The organism is Streptomyces sp. XH2 (genome assembly GCF_049725035.1).
Classification (GTDB): domain Bacteria; phylum Actinomycetota; class Actinomycetes; order Streptomycetales; family Streptomycetaceae; genus Streptomyces; species Streptomyces roseoverticillatus.
On record NZ_JBMMMZ010000007.1, the window covers coordinates 262317 to 285939 of the forward strand.

Here is a 23623-nt window from a genome sequence, read left to right on the forward strand (position 1 = left end):
CGCCCGCGCCGATCAGGAGAGCCGGTAGTCCTCGTGCGGGACTGCACGTTCCCACACGGCCTCGAACGCACTCGCGCACAGGTCGAGGACCCGCTCGTCGCGGGTGAGCTCCCGCCCCTCCGGGGCCAGTTCCCCGTCCCCGGTGAAGTGCAGGACGAGGACGAGTTCGTTGTCGAAGACCCAGAAGTCGTTGCCCGGGAGCGCGAGGTCCGTGGCCCGGCGGCGCGGCAGCCAGCGGATGTCCTCGCCGGCCCTCACGTTGGCGTGCGATACGTGATGCTCGAAGCGGATGTAGTCCGACTCCGGCACCGACACCACCCGAGCCCTCCGCACCCGCACCCCCCGCGCCGTGGCCTCGGACACCCAGCTCAGCCACTGCTGGAAGTCGGGGTCATCGTCCACCGGGTCCGACAGCCGGCCCTCCCTCCACGCGGCGAACGCCGGATCGGAAGGCATGTATCCGTCGCGCATCTCCAGGTGAACCGCCGAGTGCCGGGCGGAGCCCAGTAGCTCCTTATACGTCGGCACGCGCCCCGCCCTGCGTCTCCAGGAAGAACTGGACCATCCGCCGCGGGATCTCCACCACGGTCTCGTGCCCGGGGAGGTCGAGCTGCCTCAGCCGCTCCCCCTCCTCGACCTTCCAGCCCTGAACCAGGTAGGTGTCCTTGTCCTCGTCCAGGTAAATCGTCGGTGAATCCCCGGACTTGCTCTCCGGGTCCTTGCCAAGCATGCGCAGAGCCATCGGTGCCCTCCTCGCTCGGTGACGATCTCCGGTCCAGCTTCGCACCCGCCCCAAGGGCCGCGCACGGAACTTGCACGAGCTTGCACCGGCTTCGGCCGGCGCAGAAATGAGGTGTGGCCGTCACCGGCCCGCAGCTGGGCATACGGCGGGAGGGGGCGGGGGCGCAGGGGTGGGGGTCCGGGGCGCTGACGTGTATGTGTGGGCCCAATACCGGGGCACCCTCGGTGTCCGCGGCAACGGGCCCGTACATATACGGCCCCGGACCCGCCAACTTGGGCCCCCCCCCCCCCCCCCCCGCCCCCCCCCCCCCCCCGGCACCCGAGACGCACCCGCACCCGCCGGCGGACCCCGCATCCAGCCCGCCGCGGAGCCGCCCCGCCCGCCCGTAACCCCTGGCCGGCGCCCCGCAACCCGGTACCGTAAACAGAATGACCACACCGCGGGAGACAGGCAGTAGCGGCGGCGCCGCGCGCGGCGGCGGGCCGCGGACGCTGGCCGAGGAGCTGCGGGCGCGGCCCGACGGCGCGCTCGCCGGGCTGCTGCGGGCGCGGCCGGATCTGCTGAACCCCGTGCCGGGCGACCTGACCCAGCTGGCGACCCGCGCCGGCACCCGCGCCTCCGTCCTGCGGGCCCTGGAGCGCCTGGACCGCTTCGTCCAGCAGACGGCGGAGACCCTCGCCGTGGCCCCCGACCCCTGCCCGTACGGCACGCTCGCCGCGCTGATGACCGGGGACGCCCCGGACGACCCCCGCATCGCGGAGGCCCTGCCCGCCGCCGTCGCCACGCTGCGCGACCAGGCCCTCGTCTGGGGCACGGAGGACCGGCTGCGCCTGGTCCGGACGGCCCGCGAGCTGCTCGCGCCGAGCCCCGCGCACCCGTCCCCGACCGGCCTGGGCCCGACCGTGGCGGAGGCCACGGCGGGCATGTCGCCGGGCCGCCTGCAGCAGATCATCGCGGCGGCGGGCCTGCCGGGCACGCACGACCCGGTGTCGGCGGTCGCCGCGCTCACCGCCCTGTTCGAGGACCGCAGCCGCATGGCGGAGCTGCTGGCGCAGGCGCCCACGGAGGCCACCGCCGTCCTCGGCCGCCTGCGGTGGGGCCCGCCGTACGGCACGGTCACCGCCGACCCGGCCCCGCACCTGCGCTGGCTCCTCGACCGGGGCCTGCTGCTGCCCGCGACGCCGGGGAATGTCGTGCTGCCCCGCGAGGTGGCCCTGCACCTGCGCGGCGGACGCGCGCACCGCGCCCCCGAGCCCGTCGCCCCCGAGCTCGCCCCCGCCACCCCGCACTCCGCCCACACCGTGAACGCGGCCGCCGCCGGGCAGGCCTTCACCGCGCTCACCACCGTGGAGGAGCTGCTGACGGCCTGGGAGTCGGACGGCCCGCTCGTGCTGCGCGCCGGCGGCCTGAGCGTGCGCGACCTCAAGCGCACCGCGAGCCTCCTCGACACCACCGAGGCAACGGCCGCCTTCTGGACGGAGCTGGCGTACGCGGCCGGGCTGCTCGCCTCCGACGGGGAGGTCGACGAGCGCTACGCCCCCACCCCCGCCTACGACGACTGGCTGCACCTGCCCGCCGAGCAGCGCTGGGCCCGGCTGGCCGCGGCCTGGCTGGCCGCCACCCGCTCCGCGGGCCTGGCCGGCGGCCGGGACGCCAAGTCCCGCCCGCTCAACGCGCTCGGCCCGGACCTGGACCGCTCCCCGGCCCCCGAGGTCCGCCACCGCGTCCTCGCCCTCCTGGCCACGCTCCCGCCGGGCGCGTCGGTGGCTCCGGAGACGCTGCTGGCCCGCCTGCACTGGGAGCGCCCGCCGCGCACCCCGGCCGAGCCGGGCGCGGAGGACCTGCGCACCCGCCTGGCCCGCTGGGCCCTCACGGAGGCCGAGCTGCTCGGCGTCACCAACCGCGGCGCCCTCAGCGCCCCCGGCCGCGCCCTGCTGGGACGGGAGGACGCGACGCCCGCGTACCCCCTGAGCGACGCCGAAGCAGGAGCGTGCGCCGTCCGCGCGGCGGCCGCCCTCGCCCCGCTCCTGCCGGAGCCGCTCGACCACATCCTGCTGCAGGCGGATCTGACGGCCGTCGCCCCCGGCCCGCTGAAGCGGCCGCTCGCGCAGATGCTGTCGGTCCTCGCGGAGGTCGAGTCCAAGGGCGGCGCCACGGTCTACCGCTTCACGCCCGCCTCGGTGCGCCGCGCGCTGGACGCCGGGCAGACCGCGGCCGATCTCAAGGCGTTCCTCACCGGGCACTCCCGTACGCCCGTGCCCCAGCCGCTGGCCTACCTCGTCGACGACGTGGCCCGCCGCCACGGCCACCTGCGCGTCGGCGCGGCCTCCTCGTACCTGCGCTGCGACGACGACGCGGTGCTCGCCGAGATCCTCGCCGACCGCCGCTCGGCCCCGCTGCGGCTGCGCCGCCTCGCCCCCACCGTGCTGGCCGCGCAGGCCGCGCCGGACGCCCTCCTGGAGGGCCTGCGGGCCATGGGGTACGCCCCGGCGGCCGAGTCCGCGGAGGGCGACGTCGTCGTCACGCGCGCCGACGCCCACCGCACCCCGCCGCGCACCGCGCCCGCGCCCGTCCCGGAGGGCCCGCCGGTCCCCGACGAGACACTGCTCGGCGCTGCCGTACGGGCGATCCGGGCCGGTGACATGGCGTCGACGGCCGAGCGCAAGCCGGTCGCCGCGCCCGCCCCGGCCGACGGCGGCCTGCCCCGCACGACGTCCGCGGAGACCCTCGCCACGATGCAGGCCGCGGTGATGACGGGGGCCGCGGTGTGGATCGGCTACGTCAACGCGGAGGGCGCGGCGAGCCAGCGCGTGATCGCGCCGGTACGGGTCGAGGGCGGCTTCGTGACCGGCTACGACCACACGGCGGACGAGGTCCGCACGTACGCCCTGCACCGGATCACGGGCGTGGCCGAACTGGCGGACGAGCACGCCTGACCAGGCCCCGCGGCCCACGGACACGCACGCCCGACCAAGCCCCGCGGCCCACGGACACGCACACCTGACCAGGCCGTGGGCGGCCAACACGCACCACCCGACCAGGCCCGCCGCGACCCGGTAAACTGAGGAGTTTGGCGCGAGGGGCCGGCCCGGCCCGGTAGTGGAGGTACGAGTGTCCTGCTTGATCGTCCAGAGCGACAAGACGCTGCTCCTGGAAGTCGACCACGAGCAGGCGGACGCGTGCCGCCGCGCCATCGCCCCCTTCGCCGAGCTGGAGCGGGCCCCGGAGCACATCCACACCTACCGGGTCACCCCGCTGGGGCTGTGGAACGCCCGGGCCGCCGGCCATGACGCCGAGCAGGTCGTCGACGCCCTCGTCACGTACTCGCGCTACCCCGTCCCGCACGCCCTCCTCGTCGACATCGCCGAGACGATGGACCGCTACGGGCGGCTGAAGCTGGTCAAGCACCCCACGCACGGGCTGGTCCTGGAGTCCACGGACCGGCCCGTCCTGGAGGAGATCCTCCGGTCGAAGAAGATCCAGCCGCTCGTCGGCGCCCGGATCGACCCGGACACGGTCGCGGTGCACCCCTCCGAGCGCGGTCAGATCAAGCAGACGCTGCTCAAGCTGGGCTGGCCGGCGGAGGACCTCGCGGGGTACGTGGACGGCGAGGCCCACCCCATCGAGCTGGCGGAGGACGGCTGGGCGCTGCGCCCGTACCAGCAGCAGGCCGTCGACGGCTTCTGGCACGGCGGCTCGGGCGTGGTCGTGCTGCCGTGCGGCGCGGGCAAGACGCTCGTCGGCGCCGGGGCCATGGCCAAGGCGAAGGCGACGACGCTGATCCTCGTCACCAACACGGTCTCCGCCCGCCAGTGGAAGCACGAGCTGGTCAAGCGGACGTCGCTGACCGAGGACGAGATCGGCGAGTACAGCGGTACGAAGAAGGAGATCCGGCCGGTCACCATCGCCACGTACCAGGTCCTCACGACCAAGCGGAAGGGCATCTACCCGCACCTGGAGCTGTTCGACTCGCGGGACTGGGGCCTGGTCGTCTACGACGAGGTGCACCTGCTGCCGGCGCCGGTCTTCAAGTTCACGGCGGACCTGCAGGCCCGCCGCCGACTGGGCCTGACGGCGACGCTCGTGCGCGAGGACGGGCGCGAGTCGGACGTCTTCTCGCTCATCGGCCCGAAGCGCTTCGACGCGCCGTGGAAGGAGATCGAGGCGCAGGGCTACATCGCGCCCGCGGACTGCGTGGAGGTGCGCGTCAACCTCACCGACTCCGAGCGGCTCGCCTACGCGACGGCCGAGGCGGAGGAGAAGTACCGCTTCTGTGCGACGACGGCCACCAAGCGGCGTGTGACCGAGGCGCTCGTGGCCCGGCACAAGGGCGAGCAGACGCTGGTCATCGGGCAGTACATCGACCAGCTCGACGAGCTGGGCGAGCACCTCGGCGCCCCCGTGATCAAGGGCGAGACCAGCAACGCGCAGCGCGAGAAGCTCTTCGACGCCTTCCGCGAGGGCGAGCTCTCGGTGCTCGTCGTCTCGAAGGTCGCGAACTTCTCGATCGACCTGCCGGAGGCGACGGTCGCCATCCAGGTCTCGGGCACGTTCGGCTCGCGGCAGGAGGAGGCGCAGCGCCTCGGCCGGGTGCTGCGCCCGAAGGCGGACGGGCACGAGGCGCGCTTCTATTCGGTGGTCGCCCGCGACACCATCGACCAGGACTTCGCGGCGCACCGGCAGCGGTTCCTGGCGGAGCAGGGCTACGCGTACCGGATCGTGGACGCGGATGAGCTGCTGGCGGAGGACCGGGAGGGCTGAGGGGCGGTGACCCGGTCAGGCCTTGCGGCCGTCGGCGTACTGGCCGAGGACGACGACGCTGACGGCCGCGCCGGCGAAGGCCTTGATCGCGCGGAGGGCGTGGGCGAGGGGGGAGCCGGCGGGGGCGGAGCCCGGGTTCACGGTTGCTGGGTTCATGTCTCCATGATGGTGGCCCGGACCGCCCCGGACATCGGCCTGCCGGTGTAAAAGCGCAGGCCCGCGCGTACGACCCGAGGATCATGGCGTCCCCTACGGGAGATGGACGCCGACCCTGAGAACCGCCCCGGGGGCGCGGGAAAATCACTCGCGCGCCCCCGGCCCCGCTGACTACAATCCCTCCTTTCCGCCGCCTCCCACAGCACATCGGGAGCGCCGCCGTCCGGACGGAAACCGGCGGCTTCCACTCGTTCCGCCGTACGCCTGGAGGCTTTGCCGTGCCCGCGCCACACGTATCGAACGCGAACGACCCCCTGGAGCGGGAGCGCGCCCACCTCTCCTCCTCCCGCGCCGCCCTGCGCGCCATGCGGGAGGACGTCGAGGCGCTCGACATCAAGGACGTGACGGCGAACTGGGTCAACGCCGCCGTCCTGGAGCGGCAGATCGAGGAGCGCATCACGGCGCTGGCCGATCTCGCGCACACTCCGCTGTTCTTCGGACGGCTGGACTACGCGCACGCGCCGGCCGCCGATCAGGCGGAAGGCGCGGAAGGGGAACGCTTCTACATCGGCCGGCGGCACGTCCACGACGCCGACGGCGACCCCATGGTGATCGACTGGCGCGCGCCCGTCTCCCAGCCGTTCTACCGCGCGTCCAAGAAGGAGCCGATGGACGTGCGGATGCGCCGCCGCTTCGGCTACACGGGCGGCGACCTCACCGCGTACGAGGACGAGGACCTGACGGACACGGCGGGCGCCGATCAGGCCAGCAAGCTGCTCCAGGCGGAGATCGAGCGCCCGCGCGTGGGCCCCATGCGGGACATCGTGGCGACGATCCAGCCGGAGCAGGACGAGATCGTGCGCGCCGGGATCGGCGGCACGGTGTGCGTCCAGGGGGCTCCGGGCACCGGGAAGACGGCGGTCGGCCTGCACCGTGTGGCCTACCTGCTCTACGCGCACCGCGAGCGCCTCGCCCGTACGGGCACGCTCGTCGTCGGCCCGAACCGGTCCTTCCTGCACTACATCGAGCAAGTGCTGCCCGCGCTGGGCGAGTTGAACGTCGCGCAGGCGACGGTGGACGACCTCGTCGCGCACGTGGAGGTGCGGGGAACCGATTCCGCGACCGCCGCCCGCATCAAGGGCGACGCGCGCATGGCGGAGGTGCTGCGGCGCGCGGTGCGCTCCGGGGTGACGATGCCGGAGGAGTCCGTGGTCGTCGTCCGCGGCTCGCGGCGCTGGCGGGTGCCGGCGTACGAGATCGAGGAGATCGTCCGCGAGCTGCTGGCGCGCGACATCCGTTACGGCGCCGCTCGCGAGGCCCTGCCGCAGCGGATCGCGCACGCCGTGCTGGTGCGCATGGAGCAGGCCGGCGAGGCGCCGGACGACCGGGTGCAGGACGCGGTGGCGCGGAACGCCGCCGTGAAGGCGGCCGTCAAGGCGGTCTGGCCCGCGGTCGATCCGGTGAAGCTGGTGCTGCGGCTGCTGTCCGACGCGGAGTTCCTGGCGGAGCACGCGCAGGGGGTGCTGTCGGCGGAGGAGCAGGCGGAGATCCTGTGGGCGAAGCCGGCGCGCGGCGTGAAGTCGGCGAAGTGGTCGGCGGCGGACGCGGTGCTGATCGACGAGGCGGCGGACCTGGTGGCGCGCACGCCCTCGCTCGGGCACGTGGTGCTGGACGAGGCGCAGGACCTCTCGCCCATGCAGTACCGCGCGGTGGGCCGCCGTTGCACCACCGGTTCGGCAACGATCCTCGGCGACCTCGCGCAGGGCACGACGCCGTGGGCGACGTCCAGCTGGGAGGAGGCGCTGGCGCACCTCGGGAAGCCGGAGGCGGCCGTGGAGGAGCTCACGCAGGGGTTCCGCGTGCCGCGCGAGGTGATCGCCTACGCGTCCCGCCTGCTGCCCGCCATCGCGCCGGGCCTGGCCGAGGCCACGTCCGTCCGTGAGGCGGCCGGCGACTTCTCGGTCCGCCCGGTGGCCGCCGGGGAGCTCGACGAGGCGGTCGTGGCGGCGTGCCGGGAGTCGCTGGCGCGCGAGGGGTCGATCGGCCTGATCGCGGCGGACGCGCGGATCGCCGCGCTGGGCGCGCTGCTGGCGGAGGCGGGCCTGCCGTACCTGGCGCCCGGCGAGGAGACGACGGCGGAGGCCCGCCTGACGCTGGTGCCGGCGTCCCTGGCGAAGGGCCTGGAGTACGACTACGTGGTGCTGGACGAGCCCGCGGCGGTCGTCGCCGGGGAGCCGGACGAGCGGACGGGGCTGCGCCGGCTGTACGTGGCGCTGACGCGAGCGGTGTCGGGGCTGACGGTGCTTCACGCGGAGGCGCTGCCGGGGCAGTTGGGGTAACCCCGGCCTTCCCTGACTCGTCCCCCGACCCTTCCCCGGGCCGCCCTTCGGGCCGGCGGGGGAGCTACCCCTCCAGCCCCTTGAGCAGGGCGTCCAGCAGCCCGGGGAAGCGCCGGTCGAGATCGTCCCGCCGCAGCCGCACGAACCGGTTGCGGCCGGCGACGCGCGTCGCGGTCACGCCCGCCTCGCGCAGGACCTTCATGTGGTGCGACACCGTGGATTTGTGCAGGTGGTCGAGGCCGAGCCCCTCCATGGCGCAGCTGACCTCCCGGCCCTCCAAGTAGATCGACAAGAGCTGCAGGCGCACCGGGTCACCGAGCGCGTGCAGCACCTTCACCAGCTGGATGTCCTCGGTGGCGGGCTGCGGGAGCCATTCGTCCGGCACGGCCTCTCCTCTCCGTCGACCCCCCGGGCAATTGTTTGACAATCATCCACCCATCATCGATTGTTTGACGAGTATCCAACGATCAAGACGATCAGTCACTCACCGGTCCGATGGGAAGGCCCCCGTGCGCCTACGACTCCTCCTGCTCGCCCTCGGCACGTTCGCCGTGGGCACCGACACCATGGTCATGGCCGGCATCCTGGGCCGGATCTCCGGCGACCTCGGCGTCTCCGTACCGGCGGCCGGGCAGCTGGTGACGGTCTTCGCGCTCTCGTACGCGCTGCTCGCGCCCGTCCTGGCCGCCGTGACCGCGCGCTGGCCGCGGCGCCGCCTGCTGCTCGTCGCGCTCACCGTGTTCACGGCCGCGAACGCCCTGAGCGCCCTCGCCCCCGACTACCCCACCCTGCTCGCGACCCGCGTCCTCGCCGCCGCCGGCGCCGCGCTCTACACCCCGACCGCCAGCGCCGCGGCCACCGCCCTCGTCCCGCCGGAGCGGCGCGGCCGGGCCATCGCGACCGTCCTCGGCGGGATGACCGTGGCCACGGCCCTGGGGCTGCCGCTCGGCACCTACGTGGGCCGGGCGGACTGGCGGCTGACGATGTGGCTCGTCACCGCCCTCGGCGCGGTGGCCCTGCTGGGCCTGGCCGCCTTCCTCCGCGAACTGCCCGCGCCCGCCCGGTCGGCGGGCCTGCGGGAACGGCTGACGCCCCTGCGCGACGGGCGGGTGCTGGGCGCCGTCGCGACGACCTTCACGTTCTTCCTGGCCTTCCAGTCCGTCTACATCTTCCTGGGGACGGCCGTCCGCCCGGCGACGGGCGGGGACGCGGACCGGCTCAGCATCGTCCTGCTGGCGACCGGCGTCGCGTCGGTCGCGGGCAGCTGGCTCGGCGGCCGCGCCGTGGACCGCTGGGGCGTGCGGAAGGTCCTGCTGACCGGCAGCGTGATCGCGGTGGCGTGCTTCACGGCCCTGCCGTGGCTGGGCCGGACGATGCCGGGCGCGCTCTTCTACGCCCTGCTGGTCCCGCTCGCCGGCTGGTCCATCTCGGTCGCCCAGCCCCACCGCCTGGCCTCCCTGAACCCCGCCAACGCCCCCTTGCTGCTCTCCCTGAACAGCAGCGCCCTCTACCTGGGCATGGCCGCGGGCGGCACCGCGGGCAGCCTGGCGATCGCCCTCCTGGGCGAGCGGTGGTTCCCGCTGGCGGCGTCGGTGCTGGGAGTGGGGGCGATGGCGCTGGCGGCGAGGACGACGCGGCCCGCGGCGGCGGCTCCCGCGCCTGCGGATTCCGAGGCCGCGGGCGAGGCCCGCGGCCGGACGCAGGCTCCGGAGCCGGTCAGGAGCGAGGCCGCGTGAACCAGTCCGCCGCCTCCTTCTTCAGGCACCCCACCATCACGAGGGCCCCGAAGGCCAGCCCGGGCCCGCCCGTCCACTGTCCCGTCGCCAGGCTCACCAAGGCGTTGAGCAGGACGAGCCCGCCGACGACCGCGCCGGCGATCCGTACGCCGTTGCCGCCGCTGCGGAACCTGGCGGCGACGACGAACGCGACCACGCTGAGCACGAGGGCGACCGTGCCGATCGCGTACAGCTGAGCGGGCGACGTACCGGCTGTCCCGGCGGCCCTGATGCCGGCCACGGCCAGCATGAGCACTCCGCCCACGGCGTTCAGCCCGCCGAGGACGTACAGCCCGATGCGGGCGTTCTTGACCGTGCGAGGCATCTCCGGCGCCACCGGGGCGTGCGGGTACGGCGCGTAGGGCCCCTGCGGCGCCGGCGCGCCGTACGGCTGCTGCCCGTACGGCTGCTGACCATACGACTGCTGCCCGTACGGCTGCGGCTGCCCGTACGGCTGCTGCCCGGGGAACTGCGGCTGCGCCTGCTGCTGATATTGCGGCTGCGCGTACGGATTGCCGGCTTCCGGCATGCTCACGAGCGCCTCTCCCCCGAGGTCGTACGGTGTCGTGCGGAGGGGGAGGCCGAGGAGCGGCGGCCCTGCCCGGTTTCCCCCGAGGGCATGATGCTCCGCCGCACGGTCCGTACACATTGCCGGATTCCGGCAAATTTGACGCACTCCTGACGCAAGGCGCAAGCCGCGGGAAAGACCCCTACGAGTCCAGCGCCGACCGCCACGTCCGCACCGCGCCCGGGTCCACCGGGCCGGCCCAGCCGTCCGGGCGGGCCGCGCCGCCGATGTGGAAGGCGGAGATGCCGGCGCCCCGCAGGACCGGGAGGTGCTTGAGCTGGAGGCCGCCGCCGACCATGATCCGCGGCTCGTAGCCGGGCTCGTCCGAGCGGCCCGCCTCCGCGAGGAGGGTCGGCAGGCCGTCGTCGACGCCGGACGCGGAGCCCGCCGTCAGATAGGTGTCGAGGCCGGGCAGGTCCGCGAGCTGCTTGCGCAGCGCGTCCCGGTCCGCCGCGCGGTCGATGGCGCGGTGGAAGGTCCAGCGCGCTCGCGGGCCGATCGCGTCGGCGAGGGCGGAGACGGCCGTGAGGTCGGCCCGGCCGTCGTCGGTGAGGAAGCCGAGGACGAACTCGGAGGCGCCTTCCGCGGCGAGCGCCCGGGCGGTGTCGCACAGGGCGGCCAGGGCGGCCGCGTCACCCGCGGAGAAGCCGTCGGTGGCGCGCAGCATGACCCGTACGGGGATGCCGACGGCGTCCCGTACGGCGGTGAAGGTCTCCAGCGGCGGGGTGAGGCCGTCCGCGGCCATGTCGGTGACCAGTTCGAGGCGGTCCGCTCCGCCGTCCTGCGCCGCCCTCGCGTCCCGCGGGTCGAGCGCGATCACTTCAAGAATTGGTCTAGACATATTGCACAGCCTGCCACATGCGCGGCCCGCGCCAAAAGCCGTGTTCCACAATTGGCCTATGACAGTCCCGAGCGAGCACCCGTCCGGCCCCGCCCTGCGCGCCCGCTGGCAGGAGACCGTCGACCGCGCGCGCGGCGGCACCGCCGCCCCGCAGGACGCCCCGGACCCGCGCCCGTACGCCGACGACCTGCTGCGCCGCTGGGCGGAGCCGCAGCGCCGCTACCACACGATCGACCACCTGGAGGCGGTCCTGGGCCGGGTCGACGAGCTCGCCGCGCACGCCGGCGACATCGACGCCGTCCGCCTCGCCGCCTGGTTCCACGACGCCGTCTACCGCCCCGACCGCTCCGAGAACGAGGAGCGCAGCGCGCACCTCGCCGAGCGGGCCCTGCCCGAGCTGGGCATCGGCGCCGCCCGCACGGCCGAGGTCGCCCGGCTGGTGCGGCTCACCGCCGGCCACAACCCGCAGGCCGGCGACCGCGACGGCGAGGTGCTGTCCGACGCGGACCTGGCCGTGCTCGCGGGCACCCCCGAGGAGTACGCCGCCTACGCCGCCGCCGTCCGCGAGGAGTACGGCTTCGTGCCGGACGCGGCCTTCCGCGAGGGGCGCGCGGCGGTGCTGCGGCAGCTCCTGGAGCTGCCGCGCCTCTTCCGCACGCCGCTGGGCTACGACCGCTGGGAAGCGGTCGCGCGCCGCAACGTCACCACCGAGCTCGGCCTGCTGACCGGCTGACCCCGCGGGCGGCCCCTACGACGGGCGTTCGTGCTTCGGCCGCCGCAGCCCCGCGACCACCAGCATCCGCACCAGCTCCTTGCTGCTCGCCTCCACCGCGCCGAGCCGTACGGCGTCCCCGTAGGACGTCGACGGCACGTCGTAGTGATCGCGGTCGAAGGCCCGCGCGGGAGCGCCGAGCCGCGCCGCGAAGGCGTGCAGCTCGTCGAACGACACATCGCTGATCAGGTGGGACCACATGCGGCCGTGCCCGGGCCAGACGGGCGGGTCGATGTACAGCGTCATCGGCGGCGCCTCACCGCAGCGCGTCGGACAGCGAACCGACCGGGGCGACCAGGACCGTCTGCTTGGTGCACGCCCAGTGCGGGTCGGGACCCAGCTCCGGCTCGACCTCCAGGGCGTGCAGGTCACCGTCCTGGCTGCAGACCGGGCACAGCGGCCAGCGGCCGTGCCGCTCCAGCAGGGCGTCCTGGACGTCCTGGGCTATGAGCCCGATCACGAACCCGGCGCCCTCGGGCCACTGCTCGACCCACCACCGGCGCTGCACCACCGCGTCCTCGACGAGGGAGACGACGTCGGCCTCCGCCACGTCACCCGCGACGAGGTCGGCGAGGATCAGGGCACGCGCCGTGTGCAGCGCTTGTTCGAGCTCCATACGGTCCATTGTCCCGGACCGGGGCGGTTGACGGTTCACCACCCTGAAAATACCTTTCAAAAGGTGAGCAGCAAATTGAAAGAAACTACCGGGCCCGTCGGGGGCGAGCGGCCGGTCCCCGCGCCGGCCGAGGCCCCCGCCGCCGCGCACAACGCCACGGGCCACACCGCCACGGGCCACACCGCCACCGGCCAGACCACCACTACCCAGACCGCCACCGGTCACACCGTGCCCGCCCCCGGCGCCCTCGCCGCCAAGGTCCGCACCCTCGCGCCCTCCATGACCCGCTCGATGCAGCGCGTCGCCGAGGCCGTCGCCGGGGACCCCGCGGGCTCCGCCGCGCTCACGGTCACCGGCCTCGCCGAGCGCACCGGCACCAGCGAGGCCACCGTCGTGCGCACCGCCCGCCTCCTCGGCTACCCCGGCTACCGTGACCTGCGGCTCGCCCTCGCCGCCCTCGCCGCCGAACAGGCGGCCGGCCGCGCCCCCGCCGTCACCGCCGACATCGCCGTCGACGACCCGCTGCCCGCCGTCGTCGCCAAGCTCGCCCAGGAAGAGGCCCAGTGCCTGGCGGACACGGCCGCCGCCCTCGACACCGCCCAGCTGGAGGCCGCCGTCGCCGCGCTCGCCGGCGCCCGGCGCATCGACGTCTACGGCATCGGGGCCTCCCACCTGGTCGGCCAGGACCTCGTCCAGAAGCTGCTCCGCATCGGCCTGATCGCCCACGCGCCCGCCGACCCCCACCTCGCCGTCACCAACGCCGTACAGCTGCGCGCGGGCGACGTGGCGGTCGCCATCACCCATTCGGGCCGGACCACCGACGTCATCGAGCCGCTGCGCGTCGCCTTCGAGCACGGCGCGACGACGCTCGCGATCACCGGCCGCCCGGAGGGCGAGATCGCGCAGTACGCGGACCACGTGCTCACCACGTCCTCCGCGCGCGAGAGCGAGCTGCGCCCCGCGGCCATGTCGAGCCGCACCAGCCAGCTGCTCGTGGTGGACTGCCTGTTCATCGGCGTCGCCCAGCGGACGTACGAGACCGCTGCGCCGGCCCTGTCCGCCTCGTACGAAGCGCTCGCCCACCGCCACGCCCCCCGCTCCCCGCGCTGACCGAAGCCGGCACGCCCGGCACGCATGGAAAGGGCCGTCCGCCCATGGCCTCTTCTGATTCGTCATCCGCATCAGCCGCGGCCGCGTCCTCGGGCACGCCCGCACCGTCGGGCACGCCGGCCTCCCCAGGCGCGCCCACACCGTCCGGCGCCCGTTCCGTCGCGGCCGGCCCGCCCGCGCGGGCGGCCTCCTCCACGCCGTCCGGCCCGCCCACGGCATCCGGCGGCCCCACCGCGCCGCGCGGTTCCGCGGCGTCCGGCGCTCCGCAAGGGCGCAGCGCGCTCCGCGCCGAGCTCGCCACGCTCACCACCGAGGCGTTCCGCCCCGAGCTCGCGGACATCGACCGGCTGCCCACCCTCGACATCGCGCGGATCATGAACGGCGAGGACGCCGGCGTCGCCGCCGCCGTCGCCGCACAACTGCCCGAGATCGCCGCGGCCGTCGACGCGACCGCCGCCCGGATGGCCCGCGGCGGGCGGCTCGTCTACGCGGGCGCGGGCACCGCCGGCCGCCTCGGGGTGCTGGACGCGAGCGAGTGCCCGCCGACCTTCAACACCGACCCCTCGCAGGTCACGGGCGTGATCGCGGGCGGCGCCGCGGCGCTGGTCACGGCCGTCGAAGGGGCCGAGGACAGCAAGGAGCTGGCCGCGGGCGACCTGGCCGCGCTCGGCGTCGGCCCGGCCGACACGGTCGTCGGCATCTCCGCCTCCGGCCGCACCCCGTACGCCGTCGGGGCCGTCGAACACGCCCGCGCGGCCGGGGCGCTGACGATCGGGGTGGCCTGCAACGCCGGTTCGGCGCTCGGCCGGGCCGCCGAGCACGCCATCGAGGTCGTCGTCGGGCCCGAACTCCTCACGGGCTCCACCCGGCTGAAGGCGGGCACCGCCCAGAAGCTCGTCCTCAACATGCTCTCGACGATCACCATGATCCGGCTCGGCAAGACGTACGGGAACCTGATGGTCGACGTGCGGGCCTCCAACGAGAAGCTGCGCGCCCGCTCCCGGCACATCGTCGCCCTGGCCACGGGCGCCGGCGAACGGGAGACGGAGGCCGCCCTGGCGGAGACCGGCGGCGAGGTGAAGGACGCGATCCTCGTGGTCCTGGGCGGCGTCGACGGGCGCACGGCCGCCCGCCTCCTGGACGAGTCCGGAGGCCATCTGCGCAGCGCGCTCCGCGCGGCACGGGGGTAGCCGCACCATGCCCCCGGACACGACGGACGACGCGCCAGGGGTCGCGGCGCTCCTCCTCCCCCTCCTCGGCGGCCCGGCGAACCTCACGTCCGTCACGAACTGCATGACGCGCCTGCGGGTGACCGTCCGGGATCCGTCGGCCGTCCGGCGCGGCGAACTGCGGGCGCTGCCGGGGGTCCTGGGCGTCGTCGAGGACGGCACGGCCTTCCAGATCGTGCTCGGTCCGGGCACCGTGGCCAAGGTCGCGCCGGAGCTCGCGCAGTACGCGGAAGGAGGACCGGTCACCGCGCGGGCGCTGGCCGAGCGCGGCGCGGCGCTCCGGGCCGCGCGCAAGGCCCGCAACGCCACCCCGGCCAAAGAGCTCCTGCGCCGGATCGCGCAGATCTTCGTCCCGCTGATCCCCGCCCTGATCGGCTGCGGCATCGTGGCGGGCCTGGCCGGGCTGCTCGCCAACCTCCACCGGCTGCCCGGGCTCGCCCCGGGCCTGGCCGCGTGCGCGTCGGGCTTCATGTCCCTGATCGCCGTCTTCGTCGGCTGCAACACGGCCAAGGAGTTCGGCGGCACCCCCGTGCTGGGCGGCGCCGTCGCGGCGGTCACCGTCTTCCCGGGCGTGGAGCGGGTGACCGCGTTCGGCGAGCGGCTCGCCCCCGGCCAGGGCGGAGTCCTCGGCGCGCTGGCCGCGGCCCTGATCGCCACGCGCGTCGAACGCTGGTGCCGGCGCCGGGTGCCGGAGGCCCTCGACGTCCTGGTCACCCCGGCGGTGACGGTCCTGGTGGCGGGCCTGGTCACGCTGTACGGGCTGATGTACGCGGCGGGCGTGGTCGCCACTGCCGTCGGCCGCTTCGCCGACCGGCTGCTGGCGAACGGCGGCGCGGCGGCGGGCTTCGTCCTGGGCGGGCTGTTCCTGCCCCTGGTGATGCTGGGCCTGCACCAGGCCCTCATCCCCATCCACGCGACGCTCATCCAGGAGCAGGGCTGCACGGTCCTCCTGCCGATCCTGGCGATGGCGGGCGCGGGCCAGGTGGGCGCGGCCCTCGCGGTCTACGCGCGGCTGCCGCACAACGGCCCGGTGCGCAGGACGATCCGCTCCGCCCTCCCGGCCGGCCTCCTGGGCATCGGCGAACCCCTGATCTACGGCGTCTCGCTCCCCCTGGGCCGCCCGTTCGTCACGGCGTGCGTCGGCGGCGCGTTCGGCGGGGGCGTCGTGGGGCTGCTGGCCCAGTGGGGCGACCGGGTCGGCGCCACGGCGATCGGCCCGTCGGGCTGGGCGCTCTTCCCCTTGCTGCAGGGCACGCACGGGCCGGTCCGGGCAGTGGCCGTCTACGGCGCGGGCCTGCTGACCGGCTACGCGGCCGGCTTCGTGATCACGTACTTCTTCGGCATGGGCAAGGTGAGCGAAGCGACGAAGGCGAGCGAAGAGCCGGCCGGGATCTCCTGACTCCCGAACGACCGCGCGTGACGCCTGGAACGCCCGAGGGCGGCACCCCCTCCACAGGGGTGCCGCCCTCGGTGCCGTTCAACGGCTGGAACAGCGATCCGTGTGCGCGGTGCGCGACGGATCAGAAGTCCATGTCACCGCCCGGCATGCCGCCCGGAGCGGCCGCGGAGGCCTTCTCCGGCTTGTCGGCGATGACGGCCTCGGTGGTGAGGAAGAGCGCGGCGATGGACGCGGCGTTCTGCAGGGCGGAGCGGGTGACCTTGGCCGGGTCGATGATGCCCTCGGCGACCAGGTCGACGTACTCGCCCGTGGCGGCGTTGAGGCCGTGGCCGGGGGTCAGGTTGCGCACCTTCTCCACGACGACGCCGCCCTCGAGACCGGCGTTGACCGCGATCTGCTTGAGCGGGGCCTCCAGGGCCAGCTTGACGGCGGCGGCACCGGTGGCCTCGTCGCCCTCGAGCTCCAGCTTCTCGAACACCTGGGAGGCCTGCAGCAGGGCCACGCCACCACCGGCGACGATGCCCTCCTCGACGGCCGCCTTCGCGTTGCGAACGGCGTCCTCGATGCGGTGCTTGCGCTCCTTGAGCTCGACCTCGGTCGCGGCACCGGCCTTGATGACGGCCACGCCGCCGGCCAGCTTCGCCAGGCGCTCCTGCAGCTTCTCGCGGTCGTAGTCGGAGTCGCTGTTCTCGATCTCGGCGCGGATCTGGTTGACGCGGCCCTGGACCTGGTCGCTGTCACCGGCACCGTCGACGATGGTCGTCTCGTCCTTGGTGATGACGACCTTGCGGGCGCGGCCGAGCAGGTCGAGACCGGCGCTCTCCAGCTTGAGGCCGACCTCCTCGGAGATGACCGTGCCACCGGTGAGGATGGCGATGTCGCCCAGCATGGCCTTGCGGCGGTCGCCGAAGCCCGGGGCCTTGACGGCGACGGACTTGAAGGTGCCGCGGATCTTGTTGACGACCAGGGTCGACAGGGCCTCGCCCTCGACGTCCTCGGCGATGATCAGCAGCGGCTTGCCCGACTGCATGACCTTCTCCAGCAGCGGGAGCAGGTCCTTGACCGAGGAGACCTTCGAGTTGACGATCAGGATGTACGGGTCGTCCAGGGACGCCTCCATACGCTCCATGTCGGTGGCGAAGTACGCCGAGATGTAGCCCTTGTCGAAGCGCATGCCCTCGGTGAGCTCAAGCTCCAGACCGAAGGTCTGGGACTCCTCGACGGTGATGACGCCTTCCTTGCCGACCTTGTCCATGGCCTCGGCGATCAGCTCGCCGATCTGGGTGTCGGCGGCGGAGATGGAGGCGGTGGAGGCGATCTGCTCCTTGGTCTCCACGTCCTTGGCCTGCTCGAGCAGCGCGCCGGAGACGGCCTCGACGGCCTTCTCGATGCCGCGCTTCAGCGCCATCGGGTTGGCACCCGCGGCGACGTTGCGCAGACCCTCGCGGACCAGCGCCTGGGCGAGGACGGTCGCGGTCGTCGTGCCGTCACCGGCGACGTCGTCCGTCTTCTTCGCGACCTCCTTGACCAGCTCGGCGCCGATCTTCTCGTACGGGTCCTCGAGCTCGATCTCCTTGGCGATGGACACACCATCGTTGGTGATCGTGGGGGCGCCCCACTTCTTCTCGAGGACGACGTTGCGGCCCTTGGGGCCGAGGGTGACCTTGACGGCGTCGGCGAGCTGGTTCATCCCGCGCTCGAGACCGCGCCGTGCCTCCTCGTCGAACGCGATGATCTTGGCCATGTGAAGTGGTCCTCCCAGGACGGGGTGGAGACTGCTCCGGACCGCACCGGCGCCCGCGACGGACGGCCTGCGCGCCCCGCGGTTCCTTGCCCCGCTTGGCTCGCCGACCTCACCGACGGTCCAAATCTGTCACTCTCACTCGGAGAGTGCTAAGCCCAATGATTAGCACTCGACCACCCCGAGTGCAAGCGGTTCGGTCTCTACACCCTCCGCACGTGGCAGGGGGCGCACCTCCCGGCGGCAGCCGGGGGCGCAGGCGCCCCGGGGCGACGGTCACACCCACGGGGGCGCCGAGCGGGGACCCCAGGCAGCCGTACCCACCCCACACGTCCCGCACACGCGCGAGGGGTGCGCCCCCCCGCGGGGGGGGCCCCCGCGGCCAACCGAGCGAGCCGGTGGTCGATGCGCCGCGTCAGACCTGCTGCAGCTTCACCATGTCCGCCTGCGGCCCCTTCTGGCCCTGCGAGATCTCGAACTCGACCCGCTGACCCTCCTCGAGGGTGCGGTAGCCGTCCATCTGAATCGCGCTGTAGTGGACGAATACATCCGCACCACCGTCGACCGCGATGAAGCCGTAGCCCTTCTCCGCGTTGAACCACTTGACGGTGCCCTGAGCCATGCCTAACTCCCCTATTACTGGCCCTTGCGCAGGACCGCACTTCGCGGACCCGGGTCAGACCTCACCCCTGGCAGCCCAGTGGGTGTGCGCCGGAACGCGTCGACCGCGGCTGAATGTATCTGCACGGATGCCGTCTGCAACAGGTCACTCGGACGAGAATTCCGGGCATGGCCGATCGAGGGAAACGGCTGAACTCCGGGTATTTCAGGGCAAGTCGGGCCGGGAAAAACACAACCAACCCGGCATTTCGTGCACACACTTCGCGCACAACTTGACGGGTTCTCATATGCGTTCGGCACTGACGCCGGGCGGGGATCGCCCCAACTGTATCGCGCTCAACAGCCGGAATCGCCCCGTCCGCTTCTGCGGCCGGGGCGATTCCGGGGATGTGGTGCGGCAATAACGGAAGAACCCTGTGAAACCTCAGCCGCCGGCGACGGCAGGGATGACGGAGACGGCGGAGCCGTCGGGGGTGGGCGTCTGCAGCCCCTGCTCGAAGCGGACGTCGTCGTCGTTGACGTAGACGTTCACGAACCGGCGCAGCCGACCGCTCTCGTCGAGGACGCGGGCGGCGATGCCGGTGTGGTGGGCCTCCAGGTCGGCGATGACCTCGGAGAGGGTCGCGCCCTCGGCGGGGACTTCCGCCTTGCCGCCGGTGTAGGTGCGGAGGATGGTGGGGATACGGACGGTGACGCTCATAGGTTTACTCACCTTCGGTGGAGAAACGAGAAGTGATCAGCGGCTGACGTCAGCGGACGGACAGCCCCGCGGCGCGGAACGCCTCCAGCGACGGCCGGATCGTCGCCGTGGGCCCGGCCGCAACGGCATCGAGCGTCTTGAGCCCGTCGCCCGTGTTGAGCACGACCGTGGTCAGCGAAGGGTCGAGCACCCCGTCCTCGATGAGCTTCTTCGTCACCCCCACCGTCACCCCGCCCGCCGTCTCCGCGAAGATCCCCTCCGTCCGCGCCAGCAGCCGGATCGCGTCCACGATCTGCTCGTCGGTGACGTCCTCCACCGCCCCGCCCGTGCGCCGCGCGATGTCCAGCACGTACGGCCCGTCCGCCGGGTTGCCGATGGCGAGCGACTTCGCGATCGTGTCCGGCTTCACGGGCCGTACGACGTCGTGCCCGTCCTTGAAGGCGCGCGAGACCGGCGAGCACCCTTCCGCCTGAGCGCCGAAGATCTTGTACGGGCGGTCCTCGACCAGCCCGAGCGCGACGAGCTCCTTCAACCCCTTGTCGATCTTCGTGAGCTGGGAGCCCGAGGCGATCGGCACGACGATCTGGTCGGGCAGCCGCCAGCCCAGCTGCTCGCAGATCTCGTAGGCGAGGGTCTTCGAGCCCTCGCCGTAGTACGGACGGAGGTTGACGTTGACGAAGCCCCAGCCCTCCCCCAGCGGGTCGCCGATCAGCTCGCTGCAGAAGCGGTTGACGTCGTCGTACGTGCCTTCGATGCCGACGAGGTCGCCGCCGTACACCGCGGCCATGACGACCTTCCCGGCCTCCAGGTCGTGCGGGATGAAGACGCACGACTGGAACCCGGCCCGGGCGGCCGCGGCCCCGACCGCACCCGCCAGGTTCCCCGTGGACGAGCACGACAGCGTCGTGAACCCGAAGGCGCGGGCGGCCTCGACGGCGATGGCGACCACGCGGTCCTTGAAGGAGTGCGTGGGGTTGCCGGAGTCGTCCTTGACGTACAGGCCGCCGGTCACGCCCAGTTCGCGGGCGAGGTTGTCGGCCTTGACGAGCTTGGTGAGGCCGGGGTTGAGGTTCGGCTTGGCCGCGACGTCGGCGGGGACGGGGAGCAGGGGGGCGTAGCGCCAGATGTTCGCGGGGCCGTCCTCGATCCGCTTCCGCAACTCAGCGGCTTGACGGGGCCCACCGGCGGGCAGTTCGTAGGCGACTTCGAGGGGGCCGAAGCACAGGGCGCAGGCGAAGAGGGGACCGAGGCCGAAGCGCTCTCCGCACTCGCGGCAGGAGAGTGCCACGGCGGGTCCGAGGTCCACAGAAGTGGTAGAGGGTTCAACAGACTGCACAGCCATGGAGGCGAGGCCCTTTCTCCTCATCTTCCTCGCGGCGTACGTCGCCACGAGACGGATTTGGCACCTTCCCCGCCGGGAGCCTCGCCGTGCGAACGATGTCGACGGGAGACCGGCTGGAGGGTTGCCGGGGCTTCAACGGGCCGTGTCCCTCTGCCCCTCTGGATGAGCGGTATGGCGCTGGGCGGGGCCCAGGCGTTTGTGGCACGCGCGACCCCGACATAGGACGGCGGTCCGCGTTGTTCAAGACTGTAACGGAAGCGATGGCCCGTTGAGAGGGCCGTCCGCACCGCGAGATGCGTCACAACGCACCACAACGAGGAGTCGTACACGTGCTGGAAGAGGTGGAGCGCTGGCTGGCCGAGCGGTCCTGGTCCGCTGCTGATCGTCCGCTCGACGTGCTTCTGGCTGCCAAGAGGGACTCCGGCACCACGGTGAGCGTGGTTCTGCCCGCGCTGAACGAGGAGCCGACGGTCGGCGCCATCGTGGCGGTGATCCGCCGCGAGCTGATGTCGGACGCGGTGCCGCTGGTGGACGAGCTGGTGGTCGTGGACTCGGGCTCCACGGACCGCACGGCCGAGGCCGCGGCGGCGGCCGGGGCGCGCGTGGTGCACCGGGACGAGATCCTGCCGGGCCTGCCCGCGCTGCCGGGCAAGGGCGAGGTGCTGTGGCGCTCCCTGCTGGCGACGACCGGCGACGTCGTCTGCTTCGTGGACGCCGACCTGCGCGAGTTCTCGGCGGACTTCGTGTCGGGGATCGTGGGCCCGCTGCTGACCGATCCGGGCGTGCAGTTCGTCAAGGCGATGTACGACCGGCCGCTGGGGGCGGAGTTCGGCGTGCCCGGCTCCGCCGGGACCGCCGGCCAGGGCGGCCGGGTGACCGAGCTGGTGGCCCGCCCCCTGCTGAACCTGCACTGGCCGCAGCTGGCCGGTTTCGTGCAGCCGCTGGGCGGCGAGTACGCGGCCCGCCGGTCCCTGCTCGAACGGCTGCCGTTCCCCGTCGGCTACGGCGTGGAACTGGGCCTTCTGGTGGATGCGCTGCACACGGTGGGGCTGGACGCGCTGGCCCAGGTGGACGTGGGCGTGCGCAAGCACCGCCACCAGGACGGGCAGGCGCTCGGCCGGATGGCCGCCGCGATCTACCGCACCGCGCAGCTCCGGCTGGCCCGCGGGCACCTGGTGCGACCTGCGATCACGCAGTTCGAGCGGGGCCCGGAAGGGTTCGTTCCGAGGACGTACGCGGTGGACACGGAGGAGCGGCCGCCGATGGCCGGAATACCCGAGTACGCGAAGCGGCACGCCGCGTAAGCGTACGTTTGAGCGGTTCTCCCCGGGGCAAGGCTGGGCACATGGTCGCTGAGCACGTGCCCACCGCATCGATCGCCGCCGCACCGATCGTCGTCGCCTCCAACCGCGGCCCGGTCTCGTACCGGCGCGGCGCGGACGGCAGCCTCGTGGCCGGGCGGGGCGGCGGCGGGCTGGTCTCCGGGCTCAGCTCGATAGGACGTGACCCAAAAGAAGCAGCAGCGGTGTGGGTGTGCGCGGCGCTCGGCGCGGAGGATCGCGAGGCGGCCCGCACGGCCGGCCGAAGACTCGATCCGGGCGACACCGGCGGGCACCGCGTACGGATGCTGGACATCCCGCCCGGGACGTTCGCCGCCGCGTACAACGACATCGCCAATTCGGTGCTGTGGTTCGTGCACCACATGCTCTACCAGACGCCCCTGGAGCCCGTCTTCGACAAGGCGTTCCGGGAGCAGTGGGCGGCCTACGAGGCGTACAACGCGGCCTTCGCCGACGCCGTCGCCGAGGAGGCCGCGGAAGGCGCCGCGGTGCTCGTGCAGGACTACCACCTGGCGCTCGTGCCGGGCCTGCTCCGGGCGCGCCGCCCCGACCTGCGCGTCGGCCACTTCTCGCACACCCCGTGGGCCCCGCCGGACTACTTCCGGATGCTGCCGGACGACGTGTCCGGGCAGCTGCTGCGCGGCGTGCTCGGCGGTGACCGGGCCGGCTTCCTGACCCTGCGCTGGGCGGAGGCCTTCGCCGCGTGCTGCGCGGACGTGCTGGGCGCGGAGGTCGTCCGCGACGGCGAGGGGCGGGCGGCCGAGGTGCGGTTCGAGGGCCGGGTGACGCGGCTGGGCGTGCACGGCCTCGGCGCCGACGGGGACTTCCTGCGCGAGCGGGCGCACCGGGCGGACGTCGAGGAGCGCATGGCGGCGCTGAGGGCGCAGATCGGCCCGGACCGCAGGGCGATCGTGCGGGTGGACCGCACGGAGCTGTCGAAGAACATCGTGCGGGGGCTCCACGCGTACCGGCGGCTGCTGGAGGAGCACCCGCAGTGGCGCGGCAGGGTCGTGCACATCGCGTTCGCCTACCCGTCGCGGCAGGACCTCCCGGTCTACCGCGACTACACCGCCGAGGTGGAGCGGGTCGCCCGCGAGATCAACTCCGCGTTCGGCACGGAGGGCTGGGAGCCGGTCGCCCTGCACGTCAAGGATGACTTCGCGCGCTCGCTGGCCGCGTACCGGCTCGCGGACGTGGCCCTGGTGAACCCCATCCGGGACGGGATGAACCTGGTGGCCAAGGAGGTGCCGGTGGTCTCCGACCACGGGTGCGCGCTGGTGCTGTCGCGGGAGGCGGGCGCGGCGGCCGAGCTGGGCGACGAGGCGATCCTGGTGAATCCGTACGACGTGGAGGCCACGGCCCGCGCGCTGCACCTGGCGCTGCTGATGGACCCCGGGGAGCGGGCGGAGCGCACGAAGCGGCTGGCCTCGGCGGCGACGGCGCTGCCGCCGGCGCGGTGGTTCACGGACCAGCTGCGGGCGCTGTAGCCCTTCCGGCCCCACCGGCCTCCCCGCTTTCGCACCGGCCTCCCGGTTTCCGCGCCGGGGCACGGACCGTGCGCCCCCGGCCGC

The 23623-nt window shown here is 73.7% G+C and carries 22 protein-coding genes and 1 riboswitch; of the genes, 10 read left to right on the forward strand and 12 right to left on the reverse strand.

Going from position 1 to position 23623, the window contains the following annotated elements; genetic code table 11:
* Positions 1-12: 12 nt before the first annotated feature.
* Both ACOTKD_RS16395 and ACOTKD_RS16400 read right to left on the reverse strand, forming a co-directional pair.
* Positions 13-471 (reverse strand): DUF6879 family protein, encoded by a 459-nt coding sequence (locus ACOTKD_RS16395; protein WP_424889846.1) that lies wholly within the window; start codon positions 469-471, stop codon positions 13-15.
* A 43-nt stretch (positions 472-514) separates the two neighbouring features.
* A complete protein-coding gene (locus tag ACOTKD_RS16400; RefSeq protein ID WP_302863645.1) occupies positions 515-742 on the reverse strand; it encodes a hypothetical protein in 228 nt (75 codons plus the stop codon).
* A 428-nt stretch (positions 743-1170) separates the two neighbouring features.
* On the opposite strand from ACOTKD_RS16400, the gene ACOTKD_RS16405 reads away from it, so the two are divergent.
* Both ACOTKD_RS16405 and ACOTKD_RS16410 read left to right on the forward strand, forming a co-directional pair.
* Complete coding sequence (locus ACOTKD_RS16405) at positions 1171-3678, forward strand: helicase-associated domain-containing protein (RefSeq protein WP_424889677.1); 2508 nt, start codon at positions 1171-1173, stop codon at positions 3676-3678.
* Between the two features lie 175 nt (positions 3679-3853).
* Positions 3854-5503 carry a DNA repair helicase XPB gene (locus tag ACOTKD_RS16410; protein ID WP_424889678.1) on the forward strand — a complete coding sequence of 550 codons (1650 nt, stop codon included), beginning with the start codon at positions 3854-3856 and terminating at the stop codon, positions 5501-5503.
* A 15-nt stretch (positions 5504-5518) separates the two neighbouring features.
* Here ACOTKD_RS16410 and ACOTKD_RS16415 read toward each other — a convergent pair whose 3' ends face one another.
* The gene (locus ACOTKD_RS16415; protein ID WP_424889679.1) at positions 5519-5659 is read right to left on the reverse strand and encodes a hypothetical protein; all 141 of its coding nucleotides are present in this window, start codon (positions 5657-5659) and stop codon (positions 5519-5521) included.
* A 278-nt stretch (positions 5660-5937) separates the two neighbouring features.
* Here ACOTKD_RS16415 and ACOTKD_RS16420 point away from each other — a divergent pair, with 278 nt between their 5' ends.
* A complete protein-coding gene (locus ACOTKD_RS16420; protein ID WP_424889680.1) occupies positions 5938-7998 on the forward strand; it encodes a HelD family protein in 2061 nt (686 codons plus the stop codon).
* Between the two features lie 64 nt (positions 7999-8062).
* Here ACOTKD_RS16420 and ACOTKD_RS16425 read toward each other — a convergent pair whose 3' ends face one another.
* A complete protein-coding gene (locus ACOTKD_RS16425) occupies positions 8063-8383 on the reverse strand; it encodes an ArsR/SmtB family transcription factor (RefSeq protein WP_106681086.1) in 321 nt (106 codons plus the stop codon).
* Positions 8384-8507: 124 nt separating this feature from the next.
* Here ACOTKD_RS16425 and ACOTKD_RS16430 point away from each other — a divergent pair, with 124 nt between their 5' ends.
* Positions 8508-9734, forward strand: a complete 1227-nt coding sequence (locus ACOTKD_RS16430) for an MFS transporter (protein ID WP_424889681.1) — start codon at positions 8508-8510, stop codon at positions 9732-9734.
* On the opposite strand, the gene ACOTKD_RS16435 is transcribed toward ACOTKD_RS16430, so the two are convergent.
* Positions 9715-10308: a hypothetical protein gene (locus ACOTKD_RS16435; protein WP_424889682.1), complete on the reverse strand. Its 594-nt coding sequence runs from the start codon at positions 10306-10308 to the stop codon at positions 9715-9717. The genes ACOTKD_RS16430 and ACOTKD_RS16435 overlap by 20 nt on opposite strands.
* A 175-nt stretch (positions 10309-10483) precedes the next feature.
* Entirely contained in the window at positions 10484-11182 is a 699-nt protein-coding gene (locus tag ACOTKD_RS16440; RefSeq protein ID WP_424889683.1) for a copper homeostasis protein CutC, read from the reverse strand.
* A 58-nt stretch (positions 11183-11240) separates the two neighbouring features.
* Here ACOTKD_RS16440 and ACOTKD_RS16445 point away from each other — a divergent pair, with 58 nt between their 5' ends.
* A complete protein-coding gene (locus ACOTKD_RS16445; protein ID WP_424889684.1) occupies positions 11241-11915 on the forward strand; it encodes a hypothetical protein in 675 nt (224 codons plus the stop codon).
* Between the two features lie 15 nt (positions 11916-11930).
* On the opposite strand, the gene ACOTKD_RS16450 is transcribed toward ACOTKD_RS16445, so the two are convergent.
* Together ACOTKD_RS16450 and ACOTKD_RS16455 are read right to left on the reverse strand one after the other, a co-directional pair.
* Entirely contained in the window at positions 11931-12200 is a 270-nt protein-coding gene (locus tag ACOTKD_RS16450; protein ID WP_424889685.1) for a DUF4031 domain-containing protein, read from the reverse strand.
* 10 nt (positions 12201-12210) lie between these two features.
* The gene (locus tag ACOTKD_RS16455; protein WP_424889686.1) at positions 12211-12579 is read right to left on the reverse strand and encodes a hypothetical protein; all 369 of its coding nucleotides are present in this window, start codon (positions 12577-12579) and stop codon (positions 12211-12213) included.
* A gap of 219 nt (positions 12580-12798) precedes the next feature.
* On the opposite strand from ACOTKD_RS16455, the gene ACOTKD_RS16460 reads away from it, so the two are divergent.
* The 3 genes from ACOTKD_RS16460 to ACOTKD_RS16470 are packed head-to-tail and all read left to right on the forward strand — an operon-like array spanning position 12799 to position 16308.
* Positions 12799-13680, forward strand: a complete 882-nt coding sequence (locus ACOTKD_RS16460) for a MurR/RpiR family transcriptional regulator (protein ID WP_424889847.1) — start codon at positions 12799-12801, stop codon at positions 13678-13680.
* Between the two features lie 44 nt (positions 13681-13724).
* The gene (gene murQ, locus ACOTKD_RS16465) at positions 13725-14870 is read left to right on the forward strand and encodes an N-acetylmuramic acid 6-phosphate etherase (protein ID WP_424889687.1); all 1146 of its coding nucleotides are present in this window, start codon (positions 13725-13727) and stop codon (positions 14868-14870) included.
* Positions 14871-14877: 7 nt separating this feature from the next.
* The gene (locus ACOTKD_RS16470) at positions 14878-16308 is read left to right on the forward strand and encodes a PTS transporter subunit EIIC (RefSeq protein WP_424889688.1); all 1431 of its coding nucleotides are present in this window, start codon (positions 14878-14880) and stop codon (positions 16306-16308) included.
* A gap of 121 nt (positions 16309-16429) precedes the next feature.
* On the opposite strand, the gene groL is transcribed toward ACOTKD_RS16470, so the two are convergent.
* The 4 genes from groL to thrC form a co-directional block, all read right to left on the reverse strand.
* Positions 16430-18052: a chaperonin GroEL gene (groL, locus tag ACOTKD_RS16475; protein WP_424889690.1), complete on the reverse strand. Its 1623-nt coding sequence runs from the start codon at positions 18050-18052 to the stop codon at positions 16430-16432.
* Positions 18053-18464: 412 nt separating this feature from the next.
* Positions 18465-18671, reverse strand: a complete 207-nt coding sequence (locus ACOTKD_RS16480) for a cold-shock protein (RefSeq protein ID WP_030367227.1) — start codon at positions 18669-18671, stop codon at positions 18465-18467.
* A 423-nt stretch (positions 18672-19094) separates the two neighbouring features.
* Positions 19095-19370, reverse strand: coding sequence for a MoaD/ThiS family protein (locus ACOTKD_RS16485; RefSeq protein WP_424889691.1), 276 nt, complete (start codon positions 19368-19370; stop codon positions 19095-19097).
* A 49-nt stretch (positions 19371-19419) separates the two neighbouring features.
* Complete coding sequence (thrC, locus tag ACOTKD_RS16490) at positions 19420-20736, reverse strand: threonine synthase (RefSeq protein WP_424889692.1); 1317 nt, start codon at positions 20734-20736, stop codon at positions 19420-19422.
* Positions 20730-20881: riboswitch (SAM riboswitch) on the reverse strand. (Overlaps the previous gene by 7 nt.)
* A gap of 160 nt (positions 20882-21041) precedes the next feature.
* Between thrC and ACOTKD_RS16495 the strand changes: the two genes are divergently transcribed.
* Both ACOTKD_RS16495 and ACOTKD_RS16500 read left to right on the forward strand, forming a co-directional pair.
* Complete coding sequence (locus tag ACOTKD_RS16495) at positions 21042-22016, forward strand: glucosyl-3-phosphoglycerate synthase (RefSeq protein WP_424889693.1); 975 nt, start codon at positions 21042-21044, stop codon at positions 22014-22016.
* 41 nt (positions 22017-22057) lie between these two features.
* Positions 22058-23539 (forward strand): alpha,alpha-trehalose-phosphate synthase (UDP-forming), encoded by a 1482-nt coding sequence (locus ACOTKD_RS16500; protein ID WP_424889694.1) that lies wholly within the window; start codon positions 22058-22060, stop codon positions 23537-23539.
* Positions 23540-23623: the final 84 nt, after the last annotated feature.